The 19,529-nt window shown below is 33.9% G+C and carries 9 protein-coding genes; 1 reads left to right on the forward strand and 8 read right to left on the reverse strand.

Annotation, left to right across the window (positions count from 1 at the left end; genetic code table 11):
- Window positions 1-8: 8 nt before the first annotated feature.
- The 5 genes from UABHE_RS22865 to UABHE_RS22885 form a co-directional block, all read right to left on the reverse strand.
- Window positions 9-2,189 (reverse strand): peptidase domain-containing ABC transporter, encoded by a 2,181-nt coding sequence (locus tag UABHE_RS22865; protein ID WP_372365612.1) that lies wholly within the window; start codon window positions 2,187-2,189, stop codon window positions 9-11.
- 2 nt (window positions 2,190-2,191) lie between these two features.
- Window positions 2,192-5,182, reverse strand: coding sequence for a peptidase domain-containing ABC transporter (locus tag UABHE_RS22870; RefSeq protein ID WP_372365613.1), 2,991 nt, complete (start codon window positions 5,180-5,182; stop codon window positions 2,192-2,194).
- A complete protein-coding gene (locus UABHE_RS22875) occupies window positions 5,183-5,938 on the reverse strand; it encodes a peptidylprolyl isomerase (RefSeq protein WP_372365614.1) in 756 nt (251 codons plus the stop codon). It abuts the gene before it with no gap.
- Window positions 5,939-6,858: 920 nt separating this feature from the next.
- Window positions 6,859-10,119: a protein kinase gene (locus UABHE_RS22880; RefSeq protein ID WP_372365615.1), complete on the reverse strand. Its 3,261-nt coding sequence runs from the start codon at window positions 10,117-10,119 to the stop codon at window positions 6,859-6,861.
- Window positions 10,120-10,122: 3 nt separating this feature from the next.
- A complete protein-coding gene (locus UABHE_RS22885) occupies window positions 10,123-11,646 on the reverse strand; it encodes a sigma 54-interacting transcriptional regulator (protein ID WP_372365616.1) in 1,524 nt (507 codons plus the stop codon).
- 131 nt (window positions 11,647-11,777) lie between these two features.
- Here UABHE_RS22885 and UABHE_RS22890 point away from each other — a divergent pair, with 131 nt between their 5' ends.
- Window positions 11,778-12,062, forward strand: coding sequence for a hypothetical protein (locus tag UABHE_RS22890; RefSeq protein ID WP_372365617.1), 285 nt, complete (start codon window positions 11,778-11,780; stop codon window positions 12,060-12,062).
- Window positions 12,063-12,599: 537 nt separating this feature from the next.
- On the opposite strand, the gene UABHE_RS22895 is transcribed toward UABHE_RS22890, so the two are convergent.
- The 3 genes from UABHE_RS22895 to UABHE_RS22905 all read right to left on the reverse strand — a co-directional run bounded on the left by UABHE_RS22895 (window position 12,600) and on the right by UABHE_RS22905 (window position 19,522).
- Entirely contained in the window at window positions 12,600-13,217 is a 618-nt protein-coding gene (locus UABHE_RS22895) for a GNAT family N-acetyltransferase (RefSeq protein WP_372365618.1), read from the reverse strand.
- Between the two features lie 25 nt (window positions 13,218-13,242).
- Window positions 13,243-16,068 carry an amino acid adenylation domain-containing protein gene (locus UABHE_RS22900; protein ID WP_372365619.1) on the reverse strand — a complete coding sequence of 942 codons (2,826 nt, stop codon included), beginning with the start codon at window positions 16,066-16,068 and terminating at the stop codon, window positions 13,243-13,245.
- Window positions 16,069-16,363: 295 nt separating this feature from the next.
- A complete protein-coding gene (locus tag UABHE_RS22905) occupies window positions 16,364-19,522 on the reverse strand; it encodes a thioester reductase domain-containing protein (protein ID WP_372365620.1) in 3,159 nt (1,052 codons plus the stop codon).
- Window positions 19,523-19,529: the final 7 nt, after the last annotated feature.

Below are 19,529 nucleotides of genomic sequence, written 5' to 3' on the forward strand. Positions count from 1 at the left end.
TTTTTCCTTTAAATATCTAGTTTCTGCGTACTTAAATAGTAATATAGACCTTCTTTTTCAAATAACTCATCGTGCGTTCCTTGTTCAATGACATGTCCCTTGTCCATTACAATGATCTTATCGAAGTCACGTACTAACGGTAAACGATGAGTGATCATGAATATCGTCTTATCATTACAATATTCATCGATATTTTGTAATATAGATTGAGATGTTTCGACATCGAGAGCAGAAAAAGCTTCATCTAAAGTTAGAATAGCGTTATTTTGTAATAAGGCCCTAGCAATACATATTCTTTGTCGTTGCCCTCCACTCAAATTTTTACCTTGTGAGTACAACTCGTAGTTATAACCCTGATCAAGGTTCGTAATAAAATCATCTATACACGCAAGTTTTGCCACAGAAACAATATCTTTTAACAATGCTCCTGGTGTTGCCAAAGCAATGTTTTGTTTGATTGTTCCTGCAAAAAGATAATTTTCTTGGTCAATAATGCTGATATGTTCTCGCACTAGAGAAGGAGATAATTCACCTGCGTTAAATCCATCAATGCAAATTTTTCCAGATGTTGGCTGGTAAAATTGCAATAGTAATTTAAGCAAGGTTGATTTTCCTGAACCACTTCTTCCAATAATTGCCGTACGCTCTCCAGGCTCTATTTGCAAGGAGACATTTTGTAAAATATTTTCATCAGCGTCGTGGGCATAACGAAAAGAAACATCCGTAAATTCAATATGACCACTAAATTTCTTTATTTTTACTTTGCTTGAATATGTAATTTCTTCTTCTGCCCCAATAACATCATTGATTTTTTCTACAGAATTGACAGCTTCTTGAAAAGAATCCCAGGCGCCTACTATTTTTTGAATAGGTCCTGCAACACCTTTTGTTAAGAGAAGGAAAGCTGCTAAACTTCCTATGCTAAGTTGGTTGTTCATTGCCATAAATGCACCAACGAACATGACGAGGGCATTACCAGCGCCGTTTATAAAAAGGCTGATTTGGTTGGATAAAGCATCGTACTTGGCCGCTTTCATATAAGCGTTGAGATATTTATCGAATAAATTGTGCCATTCCCAACATCTAAGATGTTCACCGCCACTAATCTTGATAGTATTCCAGCCATGTAAGGATTCAATTAAATGGCTCGAAAAATTAACATTTTTTTGAAATACGTCGCGATAAGAAGAACGTAGTTTTGGCGTTATATAATAAATCATAAATGCGTTTAAAAAAATAGTTGTGCTAGCAATGATTGCAAGAGTTCTATGTAGATAGAACATCAGGCTTAAGTAGAGAATCGTGGTAAATATTTCTAAGAAAGTGTAGACCCATGTTTCGGTGATAAAACGATCGATATTTTCATTTTCTTTGAAACGGCTAGTAATATCGCCAGCTTTGCGCTTTTCGAAAAATGTTAATGGTAGTGTAAATAATTTGTGATAAAAGTCGCGGAGAATGTAATAACTAATTTTTGAGCTAATTTTTAAAAGTAAGTTTTGGCGCAAGTATATTAAAAATGTGTTGATAATTATGAGTGAACCAACACCTAAAATACTGAACTTTAGCCACGTCCAGTTTGATTTAACAATGATATCGTCAATGATAAACTTGTTGAATAAAGGTATAAAAACACTAACTATTTGGATAAATAACGATGCCAGTATAATTTCGAAGATGATTTTTCGGTGAGGTTTTAGGTACGGAAGCAGTTGTTTTAGACTAGGTTTTGATTGTTGTACTGTTTTGAGTGCTTCTGTTGGCTCCATAAACAGAGTGTAGCGCGTCCAATTTTTTAAAAATTCTTCTTTGCTTATTTTCCTTATTCCATCTGCAGGGTCAGCGATGACGACGGTTGTGGCTGTAACTTTGTAAATAACGATCCAATGAATACCATTCCAGTTGGCTATGGCTGGAAGATGAGACCGTTGTAGATGCTCGTATGTAGAAAGCATTGCACTTGTTTCAAAGCCAAAATATTGTGCTGTTACTAAGAGGCTTTTAAGAGAAGAGCCCGATGGACCAACATTTGCTAATTCGCGAATACGGTTAATGGTAACGCGTTTGCCGTAGTAGCGCAAAATAGTAGCTAAACAGGCGGCTCCGCAGTCCATCATACTTTGTTGTAATACAACAGGACGTCGTAAACGAAATCTTTTTTTTATTGGTTTGCGTTGTGGTGTACTCATTTTTATTGGTTCCACTTACTATACATTTTTCCATTATTCATTAATTCTCTATGTGTACCCACTTCGGTAATTTTTCCGTTATCTATAACAACAATGCGATCGGCATTATGTATTGTATGTAAGCGGTGCGCAATAATAATTGTCGTACAGTTTGTCGCAATAATATTTTTGTACACGATATTCTCGGTTTCACTATCAAGTGATGAAGTTGCTTCATCTAAAATAAGAAGCTTAGGAGTATGAAAAAGAGCGCGAGCAATAGCTAGCCTTTGTCTCTCACCGCCACTTAACGATAGACCTCTTTCACCAATAGGTGTTTCATAACCCAAAGGTAGTTTATCAATAAAATTGTGGCTTCCTGATTTAACTGCGCAGGCAATGACTTTATCTATATGTGCGTTGGGATCGGTATGTGCAATGTTTTCGCGAATAGTACCACTAAAAAAATACGGATTTTGTTCTATTACTCCCAGTTGTTGTCTTAGTTCTACAGGGCTTATATTACTAAGGTCATGGTTATCTAAATAAATGCTACCACTACTGGGTTGGAGGAGCTTGATTACAAGATTAATCAAAGTTGTCTTTCCAGATCCACTTCGACCAACAATCGCTATTTTTTCTCCAGCATAAATTTCCAAATTTATATTTGATAAAATATTATTGCTATTTTGAGAATAACGAAAACAAACGTTTTCAAAACGAATGTCTCCTTTTATATCAAACATCAAAGTAGAGTGGCTACTATCTCGTTCGGGAGACATCTGTAAGACATCCATCGTTTTATCTAAGGCTATTTTAATTTCACTCATCTCATCGATAACAGTAGTTAGACTGTTTAAAGAAGACATTAACAATCCCAGCGTAGCAGTGAAGGAGAGCAAAGTACCAACGGAGATAGCATCATCACCAGCTTGTATCACCAAAGACGCACCATAGCCTAAAATAGTAATAACACTTAACTTTTGTACTAAATCACTGCACAGAGCTATATTCAGAATTAATTGTTTTCTTTGTATAACTTCTTTTTTATGATCAAAAATCTTTTGCAAACCATTGTTGAGAAAATAATTTTTAGCGGAAAGCCCTTTAATCGTCATCATTCCTGAAAAAACTTCTACCAAAGAATCTTGGAGTTCTGTACGCTGCTCAAATAATACGCGGTTGTATTTTTTTAGTTTCGGTAGTGTCGTAAAAAAAATAATAGAAAACATTAACACTGAAATACAAGTAATAGCTGCTAAATGTAAACTGAGATAACACATAACTGCAAAATATAGAACAACTGTAATACTATCAATGATAATACGGTAACCGCTATTTGATATTAAGTGGAGAAGTCTACCATTTTCGTTAAAACGTTGCAGGTAATCGCCAACTGTCCATTTCAAAAAGTCAGTATACTTTGCTGCAAGTAAACGTTGAAATAAACGAATCATAAACATTGAATTGAAGCGAAAAAAGGCATGAAGAATTACAAAGCTGCGTATTAATCCTCCTAAAAGCTCAAATATAACAACCGTTGCCATAGAGCATACCATCAAAGTAAAAAGAGAACGATCGTTGTAGACAAGAACTTTATCTATGATAAGTTGCAAGAATAGAGGAGAAACAAGAGCGAGTATTTGTAAAAATACAGAAATCGTGGTGACAGAATAGATAATCTCTCGATAAAGGTATTTAAAAAACTGGGTATACTTTCCATTTTTGATTTCAGGTACGCGAAATACACTTAATATTTCTCCACTTGCAACATCGCAAAATTCGTCAATAGAAAGATAACGTAAACCATCGCAAGGTTCGGCAACAAGTACCTTATTATTTACTACCTTAAAAATTATTCCTTGGACATTGTTATCTAACTCATAAATAGCTGGTAAAGGAATTGTAGACAAAGAACTGCCATCTGTTGTTAGCATTCGCGTTAGATAACCACAGGATTCTAGTTTGTGATTGAGACTAAGTAATGAGTCTGGCTGCTGATACAACACTTGCTTTTCAAGTAACAATGATAAGTCGTGAGGTTCCTTATAAAAGGAGTCGAGCATCGCTATGCAAGCTATTCCCGCTGTAATTTCTGATTTAATAGAAACAAAAGGAAATGCTTTTTTACTAGATTTTAATTTTATATTCTGAACATGCAGTTCTTCAATAACCAGTTTATCATCTTGGTCCTCATTGAGAATCGATTTATTTTGCAAAATCTTAATCTTACTTGTTTCGAAAAGTAGATCTCTACTTTTTTTCTCGGTAGCAATAAAATATTGATACACTTCTTGCGAAAATAACATTACAGTTGCAAAAGAGGTGGCTTTTATTCCTGCACTACGAGGCTGGTTTTCAAGCATTGCTATTTCACCAAGAATATCTCCTTTTTTTAGAGAAGCCAATAACGTATTAGCAGCACTTTCTTTTATGACATCAAGTTCTCCTTCATAAAGAATATAAAAAGCATTGCTTTCATCTCCTTCATGAAATAGATATTCATTTTTCTCCAGTTTCTGCATATGCACTTGGCGAAGTAATTTTTTCATTTGCTGTTGCGGTAAATGAGAAAAGAATTTTAGACTTTTTAAAAAGTGGAGTTGAGTAACGGAGCGTACTTTAGCTTCTAGCTTTTTACGAAAAGCCTGTGATTTCTCGAACAATAATTTTGAATTTTTGTTCGAAATTTTTATTAATACTGTTTTGGAAGAAGTCCGAATTGAATTCTCTACTGTTTTTGATTCCAAAAAGGAATTTTCACCGAAAGAGTCACCTTTTACTAACCTATCTATAGTGGTAGGCTTTTCATTTGCACCGTGTTTAATAACTCTCGCTTTTCCAGAAAAAATCACATATAGATTCTCTTCTTCGTCTCCTTTTTCAACGATATTCTCGCCTATTTTGAAATTTACTATTTCTACTTTTTTAGCAATTTTGCTAAGAAAATCAGTTGAAAAACAAGAAAATAAATCGATGGTTGATAAGAAGTTTTTGATATCTATATTATTCATTTATTTTGCACGTAAGATATCATATTCAATTTTTGCTTGTTCGCGTAACTTATTCATTCTTTTATTGAATAGAAGTAAACGAATATTCTCTTGTTCTTTTTCAAGGGAAGCAGGATATATTTTGTGAATCATAAACAGATTGTAACCTTTTTCTGTTTTTATAGGTGGGATGATCCTTCCATCATCGCTTTTGAAAATGGCGGATTCAATTTCAGCAGTCATTTGATTGCGTTTTAGCTTTCCAATATAACCAGCGGCTAACTTTGATACCTCATCTTGCGAATACTCCATGGCCAATAAATGAAAATTTTCATCTTCTTCACTAACCTGCATATATAGCTCTTCAGCAAGCTCTTTTGTATCTACGCGGATACTATAAATTTCAGCTTCGTCGTACTGGCGTTCGTGCTCAATAAAATGCAATTTAATTTGTTCCGAAGTAATCGAGTCTTTCACCTTTTTTCTTAGAAGCACAGTGTTAATATAATTACGCAAAGTATTGACGCTTATATTGCGATCATTTAACCATTTTGTCGCTTTTTCCGCCGACTCCAGGCCTCGATCGTAGCGTACTTCGTCTATTGCCCATTGTAATTCTTCATGTGAATTAGATAACCCTATTTTTTCGGCATACTGTTGTAACAGCATTGCTCCGACGGTCATCTCTGCAAATTGCGCGTCATTTTGCAAAACTGAAAGCCCTAAAGCTTCTTCGATATTAATAGAATTATTATTTACAGTTATAAAGTCAGTCATATATTTCGCTTTCCCAAACATTAACAGCAATTTTATGTTTATAATGTTTCTATCTTGTTTTCACTATCATTAACAATAAGTTCCGCCGTCGCCCGTGCACGATATCTTTATTTATGCAAAAAATATACCATTTGTTATTAGAGCGTGTCATCATTCAATGGATTGCCTATTTTTTCGACCCCGCCTGCAATTCTAACTTTAAATTTAAATAGTTATAAAGCCAGTCATGTATTTATTTCCAATTTAAGTTTAATCAATTTGTATGATTTGTAATAGTAAGCTGTGTTGCTCAGGTAATGTAAAATCAGTTTTCAAAAGTAAAATGGATAGAGCAAAATAAATAATCTTATCTTGCTCTATTTACTATTTACTATTTCTCTTTTTGAAATTTATTAGAAAATCAAGTATTATAACAAAGAGAAGGACATCCACCATAAATTTTGTCTAGTTGCTCGGGAGCTACAGGTTCTGCTCTTAGGGGCAAATCTTTGATTTCTATATTTTTTTCCATAATTATTCACCTTTCGGAAAAATTACTAATAAATTTAAATAGCAACAAATATGCTTTTGCTACTACTAACAAAGTAGCTTTGTTATAACTACCAATGCTATAGCAATTTTTAGTTATGCAAAAAAGATGCCAGTATTTATTAGGCCTTTTCGACCATATGTAACAAATATTGGACCTTACATGGAGGAATATACAATTACAACGCAAAAAATGCGTGAATCATAAAGTACTGTAAAATTTATCATTACAAGGATTGTTTTATTTCACGCGAAATTCACGTGAAATATTATTCAGCCAAAAACACTAAAAATACTACCTTAAAAAGATGATCAAACTGTCACTCGATTTCCGCGTGAATTTATGAAAAATTAGCACATAATTGAGGAAAAAATTCTTAGAAAAAAAATACTTATTCAAAGCTAAGATCATTCTTAACTTTTCTTTTGAACAATATTTCCGTTAGTAACTGAGGGGATTCTTTTAGGGCAGACTCAATAAACCAACCTGGAACATCAGGTCGTAAATTAAAATTAGAATTGTTCGAAAATGATTTTGACGCGAGAGGAAAAAATTTGTGCCATTTAGGAAGCTTGTCTACTGTATAGTTTGGGAAAGCCGGAAGCTGTAGAACTTTGATTCCGCCAGACATGCACACTGCAAAAATTCCTTGTTTGCTAGAAGCCATTGCCCACGATCGAACCCAACCATAATAAAAATTTTGTATTGTATAGCCATAATTTTCTTCCACTAGACGGTAGCGAAAGTCTGCATAAATAAACCGATTATAATAAGGAGAAAATATACAACTGTTCCCATTGCCAAAATCGAGAGAGAGATAAGTTTTTCGTTGTTGAATATCCCAAAAATCTACTTGGTGAAAATTGCAAACCATAAGTAAGTTATTGTTAGCGGAAAATCCTAGTCTTATTTTATATTCATAATTCAATGTGCAAGGTAGCGTGTCGAAAAGCTGGTTTGTCTCCAAATCCCATAACATGACTTTTTCTCCGACAGAAGCAAGCATTTTGCCATTGTGCGAAAACGATAAATTTACAATGGATGTTTTGTGTCCGCGGAGAGTGATTGTTTTTTTGGTTAGACGGTTATGTATCAAGATTGTTGTTCCTGCTGCAGAAACAATGATATGATCGTTATTGGGATGAAATTTTGCGACACTAGCGGGCTCTAAATGTAGATCATGGATAACTTGTAGCTTTCTATTTTTCCATAAACGAATTTTTCCATCTTTACACGCAGTGACAGCAATATTCTTCTTTCTGCTAAAGTATAGAGAAGTAACGATATCAGGATGCTCAACATCTAACATTTTTTCTCTAGTGTTTAGATTCCATAAAGTGAATACTTTTTCCATCGGGGATACATACGACAAAACAGAGGAATCATGATTTATATCTATTTGCGCAAGTGGATGAATTTGCGGTATATCAAAAAGACGCTTGCTATAAAAAATACGCCAACAGCTGATATCGTCATTAGTACAACATAGTAATTGTTGGTCTTTATTTACGAATTTTAATTGCGAGTGATGTAGTTCTTCATTTATCTTAAAAGAATGAAGCAAACGTCCTAAATCTAAATCCCAAACAAAGATATTTCCGCGAAATATCGAAGCGAAGATTTCTTTAGACTCACTAAGTGCTACTTGTGTGCCTTTATTACGTTCCGCAAAGGTAGCTTTTCCATCGCGAATGCGCCATACATTGACCGTTCCATGGATAGTTGCGGAAATAAGTTTTTCATTATTCACAAAACATAATGAGAGAACATCGCTATTGGTTGTAGCAAGTTTTTTTCTGTTCTTGGTTTGAAGATTTTCTACAAAGATATCATGATCATCACTATAAGCAAACATTGTTTCGTCGTCACTAAAACGTACATGCCTGTTATTACGATCACCGGTACACTTATACTCTCTTATTTGTTTTTTCTTCTCAAGGCTCCAAATATAAGCTTTTTTAAAGTTCTTTGAATACAAAGCAACATATGTATTTTTTGGGCTAAAACAAATACGATGTCTATAGATGCTAGGAAATGGTATTATCTGTATTATTTTTTTTGCTGCTACATTCCAAATTTGTACTTGTTTGTTTTTAGTAGCAAATGCAAATAAACTCCCATCATCGCTAAAGTAAGGCATATTTTCACTTGTGATATCCAGTTTTGTCGTTGTAAAAACGCAATCATCACTTTCAATATACCGAATATAAAATGTATTTCCTTTGTAATAGCCAAAGCGGTCGTTACCAACGAGAGTAATCCCCTTTTTTTTCCATAGTAAAGAGTGTTGTAGTAGGTTTAAGCGTATAAGCTCCTCGCCATGGTTACGCATTTTTTCTACTTGCTCTCCTTTAAGTGAAAGCAACGACTGTAAAGAAACACCTGCCAAGGCCCCTGAGTTTCGCCATTTTTTTTCTTGGTAGGCTATTCTAGATCTTGATAGAGCAATTTGCGCAACGCGTAAATTTGCCTTATTCGCTGAAGCAGTGCTTGCTTTTGAAAAAGCCTGTACAGATCGAATGTAAAATGTAAAAAGAGAAACAATTATAAGAATAGATAAAAGTAGAATAGTAGTTGTTAATTTATTGCGTAGTATCCATTTATTCAATTTAGACAATCGACTCATTGGTTTTGCCAGAATAACTCTATTATTCTTGAAACGTTCGATATCATCTGCTATTTCAAGTGCACTGTGATAACGTTGCCCTTTTTCTTTTCGCAAGCATTTTAAACAAATCGTTTCTAAATCGTTCTTTAAACGAGGTGAAATTACTTTGGGAGAAGTAGGCTCTTGCGATAGAATGTTGGTAAAAATTTCATAGTCATTTTCGCCAACAAAAGGAAGTCGTTTTGTCAGAAGCTCATAAAAAATAATACCTAGAGAAAATACATCGCTGCTTGAGTCAAGGGCCTTACCTTTTGTTTGCTCAGGAGACATATAATTTGGAGTACCAAGAATATTCAAAGTAGAGAATTTAATTTCGCGACTTTTAGCCACTCCAAAATCCATAATGATTGGTTGATTTAAATTGTTTATCATTATATTTTGTGGTTTTAAATCGCGATGTACTATATCTAATCGATGAATTTCGTGGACAGCAAAACAAATAGTCTGGAACACATCGACGAGTATTTTTTGATTAATATTTTTTTGTAAAACCCACTTATCAAGCGTTACACCATCGACATAATCCATTGTTAAATAAAACTTGTCTTGGTGTTGATTTATTTCGTAAAACTTAACAATATTTTTATGATGTAGCCTCGCTAGAATTTGGCCTTCTGCAATAAAGCGATTTTTTATTTTATCAGAAGACTGGACAATCAACATTTTTAAAGCAATATTCTTATTTAGATGCGGATCAAATGCAAGATATACCTTACCCATTCCTCCTTGCCCTAACTCCGACAACAAAGTAAAACGCTCGAATGTTTTACAAGCGTCCAAAGAATCTAACTCTACATCACTCGATAGTTCGCAAATATCTTCCATTGTATATTCAGAAACATAACCACGCGCAACCAACTCATTCTTAAACCAGGAAACAGCATCACAATTATGAGGACAATCTTCCCAAGTTTTCAGCATTAGTCTTTGAGAAATTCCTTGTTCTTTTAAAAGTTTCATAATGCGTAAATGGTCATCATTCATATTCTACCTGTCTAAACATTCCTTCTTTATTTTTTCCCAAGTATAGCCAACTTCTTGTAATCTTCTTCGCAAAGCATCGCGCTTCAAACCAAAACTCTCTGCCATATCATCTAAATTGCAACGAGGATTTTCTTTTAACATAGAATATATTCTACTTTTAATAATTGCGGTTTTTTCAATGTGTAATAGTTCTTCATAGGTACTCATTTGATTGTAATACCTATAAGTGCTTGTATTAGTCTTTACTAAATGCTGTGGTATTTTGCCATCAATTGAGCATCGGCGTATATAATTAGCTAACTCTCTTATATTGCCAGGCCAATCATAAGAAACAAACGCTTTGCGCATTTCCGGAGTGATATTCTTCTGCCTACTTGGACTCAATTGTTTGCAAAAATAGTCGATCAATTTATCAATGTCCTGTTTTCGCTCACGTAGTGGCGGAATCTCAAGGCGAATACCGTCCAATCTTTGTGCTAACTCAGGTAAAAAATCGGGCATTGTTTTTATATCGTGTATACTAGCACTAATAATACGCACATCTACTTTTATATCTTTACTACCGCATACGCGGCGAAACGGTTTACCTTCGATTACTGTAAGCAAAGAAGCTTGCATCGTTAATGACAGCTCTGAGATTTCATCCAAAAAAAGAGTACCTCCGTCGGCCAACTCGAATAAACCTGGCTTTCCATCCTGATTTACATTTGCAACACCCGAATTTGCAGCAACGCCCAAAAACTCAGCTTCACACAGATTTTCAACAATAGCTCCGCAATTTATCTCAACAAACCTTTTTGAACTACGACTACTATAACGGTGTATAGCTTTGGCAAGCATTGACTTTCCTGTGCCTGATTCTCCATGGAGATACAGTAAATCGTTTTTATCGGAATGCTCAATAACTTTATCTAGATACTGTAACAATTCCAAGAAAGGCTTACTCTCACCGGTAATTTCAGAATAGGAATATTTTAATTCTGAACGCGCATCATTTTGATGAGACATTGTTTCTTTTAGTAAGTCGTTTTCATTTTCGTAGGAAATAATATTTTTTGTAAGTTGTGTTATTTGAAAAAAAGTTGGCAACACTACACTAAAAAACTCTATAAATTGTGATAGCAAATATTGTTCCATAATCGACATTTTTTTCGGCATTTTGAAAACAAAATAATAAAGAGTAGAGCGAAAACTAGCTTCGTATTTATCTTTGCTGACAACTAATTTTTGTTTAGGCTGCTTATCTAAGCTTGATGCGTATTTTGAGAAATTGCTCTGTTTTATTTCTGCAATAGATATAAAATTGTCGATTATTGTTGAGGACTGTTTCTCTGCATCCCAATTAACAAACAGCTTACTGTATATTGTTTTGTTTTGTTGTTTTGTAATACATAAAGTTATTTGTGCACAGTCAAATTTTATGGCAATTAGTTTGAGCATATGTAAGTAAGAGTCTTCTTGGCTTGAGTTACTAACTATTGACTTTAGTTTTACCAAAATATCAGTAACAGAAGGTAGGTCTTCCACAGTTCCTCCTCGAGTGATCTTTATCTATAGAATAAATGATGTTACTTAGCAAATAATAATGGACTATATTATAGAAAAAGCTAAATTAATAAAAGGAAAAACTACATTGTATGATTTACAAGGAATTAATTATGAATAACTTCAATTTATTACCACAAACAAAAACCTATGAACAGCTATCTTTTGCATTTATTGCGCCTTATTTTTGCTATGTGTTATTAAATTTGTTAAATGACTTTCTAGCGTTGTGGTTTGTGTACGCCATCAAAATAGTAATTGTAGGAATTTTACTCATTTCTAATCGTTATTTTTTTAAGAAACTGTATTTTCATGATGTTGTCTACAGCATTGCTTTTACTCCTTTTCTACTAAGTGACCTGCCAAAAGTATTTACCCATTGGCATTTTGTTTTTTAATTTTCTAGCTTTGTTGCTCCTCTGTTACGCAGCTACAGCTGCGCGCCTTCGTCGCGCCGCGCTATAAAAATAAAGCCCTGCATTCAACGGGTAACTACTTTTGTCAAGTTACTTATTACTATGGATCGCGCCATATTACATTTTTTTAACTATCACCGACTCATTTTCTTCTCAAAAATTAGAAATGATAGCAAATCCAGAAGTTTATTGGATATTGCGCACTCATTTATAGATGCCTACGTTCTCTGTGGGTGTGTATTATGATACATGCACTGACTAATTTGGGGATTGCAGTACTTGTAAAGTATTGGGAATGAATTTCTTGTGGTTTTAGTTCGCGCCGATTTAAAAAAGGATGTTTAGATTAGAGATCACATTCCTCTCTCGTATTTTATAAGCGAAAAAGTAGCTATTCAAATATTATGACCAAAATCACCAAAGTAAATGTGCGTAGTACTGAAAATGAGTTTCTTGTGGTTTTAGTTATAAAAAATTAACACCACAAAATATAGTAATATTGCGCCTCAGCCTAGTTAGCTAATTAGAACAGCCTAATTTTTTAAACATTCTTATTTGCTTAGGTAGTAATTCAGACGCGAGAAACACGCTATCAGTACCTCCTTTTATACATCCTATTCTTTCATATAGTTTTATAGCTCTTTTATTATCTTCATAAACATCAAAACAAAGAAATTCTTGTTGCTGTTCTTGTGCAAATATTATTACAGAGTTTATCAGCTGAGTACCATAGCCTTTTTCGCGATACTGTTTTTTTATCGCTAAATTTCCAACGTATAAAGACAATGGTTTTAAATTCGGAGTAATTTTTTTGAGGTATATTATTCTTTTAAACACTTGGATAAACTCACCAAAAGAATAAAATTTAAAAGCATTTATCAATGTCTCAATCATAAGATTTTTTAATTTGTATTCGAAATAAGTTCCTATATTTGCAACAATTTCTGTATCAACTACTCCAGTGAACATATTTTTATGACTAAAAAAACCTTTATTTGAATTAAATTCAAATTTAATAAAGTCTAAAGTATCTTTTCTTTTTGTCTTAAACATAAAGTCACATATCTTTGAGCCAGACTCATAGATTAATTTGCTGGACTCTTTAGAATCACAAGGCTGTGCTTTTCTTATTAACATTATTATCTTTCTTTATAAAAGTAATCTACAAATCTAATTCATTATCGATATAATACTGCAGTTTCCTTGCTATCTCTTTGGCTGACGGATTCAAGAAAAAATTAAAGTGGTCACCTGGTATTTCATAAAGCGTAAGTCCTTTTCTAGCCAGACTTTTCCATTTTTCGTAATCTACACAAGTAAAATTTTGCGTTTTCTGTGTTGGCTTAAAAAACAAAATCTTTCCTAGATACTTGCGTGGAAAATAACAAAAAGTTGATAAATAATTTATAGCAGACAATTGCGAAATTTTTTGAAATTGCTGTAATGTAACATAGGGAGGAAACTTTCTCGCATTCTTCAACTGCGATAATATTTGTTGACGTTGTTCCTCTTCTGTTTCGCAAACATAGCAATCTTCTTCATTTATTTCTGCTTGCCATGCGAGTTTTATAAAAGATGCTGTTTTTTTAATTCGCTTGCGACTCATTTTAGTAGGACGAAAAACAGAAATAAACATACGTTCCCACATAAATTTAAATATGTCTATTAGACTACGCATTGAATCCTTATTAAATCCAAGCCCACTATCAGCATCAAAAAGAACGAGAATAGGAACTTTTTCTTGTTGCGCTGTTAATTTCTGAGCCATTTCATAAGCAACGGAACCAGCCATTGATAGACCTCCAATAATATATGGTCCGTGTGGCTGAATTTTCTTCATAAGTTCAATATAAAAATCAGCCATTCCAGAGATGGTTTTTATCGGGTTTTGATCATCTTTTTGCCCGGCAGGGCGAAAACTGTAAATAGTTTGTTCAGAATCTAGATGTTCTACTATATGTCTGTAAGAAGCAGTATCTCCTCCTAAATCCGGAACCAAAAAAAGAGGGCGACGACTACCGGATTTCAATAGCACAATATTAGAATCTAAACCACTACATTCAATACCACGAACTAGATTGCAAAACTTGCCAAACGTTTGATTCTTATATATATCATCTAGGGAAATTTCACCTCGAAACTCTCTTTGAACTTCAAAAAGTAATTGCGTTGCAAGTAGTGAATTACCACCTAATTGGAAAAAATCATCTTCCATTTTTATAGTAAATATACCCAATAAATTTTGCCAAATTTTTAAAACATCATTTTCTACTTCATTAGTATATACAACAAAATTACTTTCCGATTTTTGCGGAGTTATTTGAGGCAACGTTTTACGATCAATCTTACCATTGTGATTCAATGTAAATTTAACTTCCACAATATGAGGGGGAATCATATAATCTGGAAGACTCGTTTGCAATAATTCACTAATATCTTTAGAAGATATGTCTTCTAAATCATACTTCTCTATATAAGCAACTAATACCTTATCACCGTTGTATTCTACTGCTGTGACAATTGCTTTAGCAATTTGCGGAATAGTAAGTAGCTTATTTTCTATTTCACCTAACTCTATACGAAAACCGCGAATTTTCACTTGGAAATCGATACGTCCTAAATACTCAATATTGCCATCTGGTAACCAACGCGCTAAATCACCTGTTTGATACATTATTTCGCCTAGTTCGCGGCCAAAAGGATTGGGAATAAATTTTTGGGCTGTTAATGCCGCTTTATTCCAGTAACCCCTCGCAACTCCCACGCCTGAAATATATAATTGACCTGCTACTCCTACAGATACTAAATCAAGATTATTATCAAGAATATACAGGCGAATGTTAGCAATTGGTTGGCCTATGGGAACGTTAGAACAACCTACTTGGCATTGCCAATAACTAACATCAATAGCAGCTTCCGTTGGACCATACAAATTGTACAATTTTCCTGGTATTTTATTTAAAAAAGCATTTTGCAAACTTACAGATAGAACTTCTCCACTGCAAATAGTATTTTTCAAACTTTTCAGCTTACTCGAATCTACTTGATTTACAAAAATCTGCAACATAGAAGGCACAAAATGAATAGTGGTAATCCGCTTATCGCAAATAATTCTTGCTAAATAACTAGGATCTTTGTGCCCTTCTGGCTTAGCCATCACTAACCTAGCCCCTGTTAGTAGGGGCCAAAACAATTCCCACACTGAAACGTCAAAACTAATAGGCGTTTTTTGTAACACTGCATCTTGCTCTGTTAATTGGTAATGTTCTTGCATCCACAAGAGGCGGTTAACAACTCCCAAGTGGCTATTAATTACACCTTTTGGTTGTCCCGTACTACCAGACGTGTAAATCATATAAGCTGCCGTATTTTTTAGTTCAAAGGAGCTTTCTATAATAAGATTACAACATGATTGTTCATTTATGCTAGATACTGCTTTTATTAAAAAATTATGATCAATAGTGAAGGTAACTTGAGAATCCCGAAGTATATAATCAAGTCGTTCTTGAGGAAAGTTTGAATCCATTGGTACATAAGCAGCTCCTACTTTTAAAACGGCAAGCAAAGCAACAACTAATTCACTAGATCGAGGCAAAGAAATTCCAATCATAGTTTCAACTGTCGCTCCTTGCTTTTGCAAATAATGGGCTAACTGATTAGCGCGATTGTTGAGTTTGTCATAACTCCACTGCTCCTCTTCAAATATCAAAGCTGTAGAGTTAGGAGTTTTTGTGACTTGCAGTTGAAACAAACTTGGAATAGTTTGTTCACAATTGGGATAAATTTTATCCGTGGCATTAAATACATTAACTAATTTCTGATATTCCGATGTAGAGAGTAAATCTATTTTTGAAATTTTTCGCTCGGGATCTGAAACCAATGGAGATTGTTTGCTTTTTGTTGTTGATTCTGTTTCTTGTTCAACTGCATCATTAGCTAATGCTAAATTGATATTTTTTAGTTGATCACTTTTTTTGATTATATTCATTCGAATTCCTCTATAAGTAAAAGCTATCTACTATTTTCTAAGTCATTAGCTCATCTAAACCCAATATTAAATATTATTATCAATTCTTACAACTTATTAACACTAGGTTGTTTCGAAATTTGAATAATTTCGGGCAATAGTGAAGTGTTTTGAAAATACATAATGTTGCTCTGTAACTGAAAATAATAAAACTAAGTGACTTGGCAAAAGTAAGTGACCTGACAAAAATAGTTACCTAATACTCAAAAGCACCAAATCCGCTAGAAAAAAAATGTCAATACGCCCTAATTGTCTTCTAAATTTCGGGTAAAAATTTTACTTTCTGCAAATATGAAGTATTCATGCGTAATAAATTGTCATCTACTGGACTACAAGACACACAATGCGAAACATTCGATACTGTATTCTGACAATCATAATTTAGTTCGCGTTTTGCAAAAAATTCAAGTATGGTTTTCTTGTTTGTTGGATGCTTTTCTGTAATAAAGGGAAGTACAGGAAACAATGCATTGTCTTCCATATTATCCTTTAGTAATTTTAGCCAAGATTCAAAATCTATTAACTCTACTGAAAAACCATATTCTTGAAGCCAGGAAACATAAGATTTTAATTTTATTGGCTGCGGATTTGCTAAGTGATAAACTTGATTTGGTTTATCTAGCAGATGAACAATTGCTTCGCTAACATAGTTAACAGGGGTCATATCTATTTCGATATCTATATCTGGAAACCTTTGCTTTTGAATCCCACCCTTGATAAAACGGCATAAAAAATCATCACTATTGCAATACCCTGTGTTCATATCTCCGGTGATAAGACCTGGGCGATATATCGAAACTGGTAGTAATTGATTTTGAGCTTCTTGAAAAAGTTTTTCCGCTACCCATTTTGATTGAGCATACCCAGAGTATAGAGTATTCACATCATCGATATACGAATTTTCAGTTACTCGTTCTGGACGTTGTGGCGAATTAAATACTGCTAATGTCGAAACAAAGTGTACTGGCTTTAGTCGAAACTTTGTAGCAAGACGTATAATTTCCAAGCAACTATGTACATTAGTTTTTTTCAAATATTCGTAAGGAGCTACGAAGTTTACATTCGCGGCATTGTGAATCACGCAATCTATTTCTTTAGCGAGTTCTAAGAAAACCCCTTCCGATAACCCCATATACTCCTCGTCAACCGTTCCTGTAACAATGACAAGCTTATCAGCAAATTCTTCGCGCCATTCATATACAGAACCCTTGATACGTTCAAAAGCACTATTTTTATCATGCGCTCGAACTAAACAATATATCTTTTCATAACTCGATTTAGTTAGCAAATCATATAAGAGATAACTGCCCAAAAAGCCAGTTACTCCCGTAACAAATACATTTTTTTGTTTTAAAGAAATATCTGGAAGATTGCCGCATAAAGACTGAACTTGTTGTAACTCTTCATCAAAAGTTATTAGTGAGTCATTACAAACACTACGCTTATAAAACAAATCAAGAATAAGAACTGCTAATTGATTTACAGAAGTTTCGCTAAAAAAAATAGAGTTAGGTATTTGTACATTAAAATGATCGTTAAGTTCCGTTAAAATTTTAACCATGGTAATCGAATCGATACCAAGATTGTAAATTGGTTGTTTGGTGTTAATATTATCTAAATCAATATTTAGGGAAGAGCCCAAATATTCTACTAGATTTTGAACGAGTTTATCGGAACTTTCAGAAGAAGATGGCAAGGAAATAAGGCCTGAGAATTTTTGAATGTGAATGCTCTTTGTTGCGCAAAGTTTAAAACGATTTGACAAGTAATAACTACGGCAAACGCTACGCTTAATTTTGCGCGTACTTGCACGAGGAATATCATTATCATCAACTACAATAAATCCATACACGCGAATACCATGCTTTTGACTATATACTTTATGTAGGTTATCCATTATTTTTTGAATATCAGTAACTTGCTTTTCATAACCAAGTAACACAATTAGAGATTCTTTATCTTCTATATCAACGGAAAAAGCTGCGGCTGACACAATAGACTCTGGAGTATTTTCTAACGCCGATATTTCTATATCTTCAGGATAATAATTTTTTCCATTTAAGATAATAAGTTCTTTTAATCGGCCAGTTATATATAGCTCATTATTCTTTAAAAACCCCAAATCTCCAGTGCGATAAAAAGGACCTTCTTCTCCTAAATATGCATGGCAAATTTCTGTGCTATATTCCTCTTTTTGCCAATACCCTTGAGTATTACTTGCACTACAAGCCCATACTTCGCCAATTGAATTTTCAGCGCATATCTTTTGTGTTTGCGGATCAACGATTTTTATTGTTGCATCCTCAAAAATACTACCGTTACTAACAAAAATTAAACTTCGCTCATCATTTTTATCAACAAAATCTACTTTTTGCTCTATAAGCTGCTCTCTATTTATACTAATTGTCTTTAATTTGTGGTTTGGGCGCGGCAAAGTAATACATAAACCTTCTGTTGATCCATAATAAGGAAAGAAATTTTCTACTGTGAAGCCATATTTACCAAACGTATCAATAAAGCGATTAAGAGTGCGAATACGAATAATTTCTCCACCAGAAATCGCCATTTTCCAAGAATCTAAATTTAAATGTTCTAGTGATTTTGTTTGCACTGTTTGCGAGCAAAGATCGTAAGCAAAATTTGGCGCAGCGCTAAAAGTAGCATTGTACTTCGATATAAGTTCTAACCATAACAGCGGTTGTTGTAAAAAATGTAAAGTAGGAAAAATAACGGTGTGTCCTCCAAGGACAATGCCAAGTAGTCGTGTATAAAGTCCAGCGACAGGGCTATTAGGTAGCCAAGTAAGAACAACATCACTCTCTTCCAAATTATTATGATGCTGTAACCACAACATGTTGTGCATAATATTGTGGTGTGTCAGCATCACACCCTTTGGATCTCCTGTTGATCCTGAAGTATATAGTAAAAGAGCGATATCATGGTGCTTTACCGTTTGTAGCGACGATGACTGCGCATAAAATTCGTTAATATCTAAACAATTTATTTCTTCTAGCGAATTTTTAATCTGTGGTTGTAATTCACTATTAGTTAGCACTGTTTTAATACCCGCATCTTTAACAATTTTAGCAAGAAGTTCTGTCGAAAATTGATTGTTCACAGGAATATAAAACGGAACTGCTATTGCTCCCAAATGAAAACAAGAAAACAACGCTTTGGGAAAATCTAGGCTAGGTGAAAGAGCGAGTAAAACTCGGTCACCATGGTTAATATATGAAGATAAATTGTTTGCTAAAATTTGTACGCTTGCATTTAACTGTGCGAAAGTAATCGTTTTTTCTTGTGTACCATCAACAAATGTATATGCGACCTTTTCAGGTATTTTTTGTGCATGTTTCGCCAATATATCTATAAAATTGGACTCTTCTGCTAAAAGGCTACTAATATTGCGCGACATAGCGTAT

Origin of the sequence: Candidatus Uabimicrobium helgolandensis (genome assembly GCF_041508025.1) — a bacterium.
In the GTDB taxonomy this organism is placed as follows: Bacteria; Planctomycetota; Uabimicrobiia; order Uabimicrobiales; family Uabimicrobiaceae; genus Uabimicrobium; species Uabimicrobium helgolandensis.

What these genes read in the sequence shown, in the direction of transcription:
- UABHE_RS22905 (WP_372365620.1), bottom strand. Translation starts at nt 19,522, where the DNA reads ATGTCGCGCAATATTAGTAGCCTTTTAGCAGAAGAGTCCAATTTTATA.
- UABHE_RS22890 (WP_372365617.1), top strand. Translation starts at nt 11,778, where the DNA reads ATGAATAACTTCAATTTATTACCACAAACAAAAACCTATGAACAGCTA.
- UABHE_RS22880 (WP_372365615.1), bottom strand. Translation starts at nt 10,119, where the DNA reads ATGAATGATGACCATTTACGCATTATGAAACTTTTAAAAGAACAAGGA.
- UABHE_RS22900 (WP_372365619.1), bottom strand. Translation starts at nt 16,068, where the DNA reads ATGAATATAATCAAAAAAAGTGATCAACTAAAAAATATCAATTTAGCA.
- UABHE_RS22865 (WP_372365612.1), bottom strand. Translation starts at nt 2,189, where the DNA reads ATGAGTACACCACAACGCAAACCAATAAAAAAAAGATTTCGTTTACGA.
- UABHE_RS22895 (WP_372365618.1), bottom strand. Translation starts at nt 13,217, where the DNA reads ATGTTAATAAGAAAAGCACAGCCTTGTGATTCTAAAGAGTCCAGCAAA.
- UABHE_RS22870 (WP_372365613.1), bottom strand. Translation starts at nt 5,182, where the DNA reads ATGAATAATATAGATATCAAAAACTTCTTATCAACCATCGATTTATTT.
- UABHE_RS22875 (WP_372365614.1), bottom strand. Translation starts at nt 5,938, where the DNA reads ATGACTGACTTTATAACTGTAAATAATAATTCTATTAATATCGAAGAA.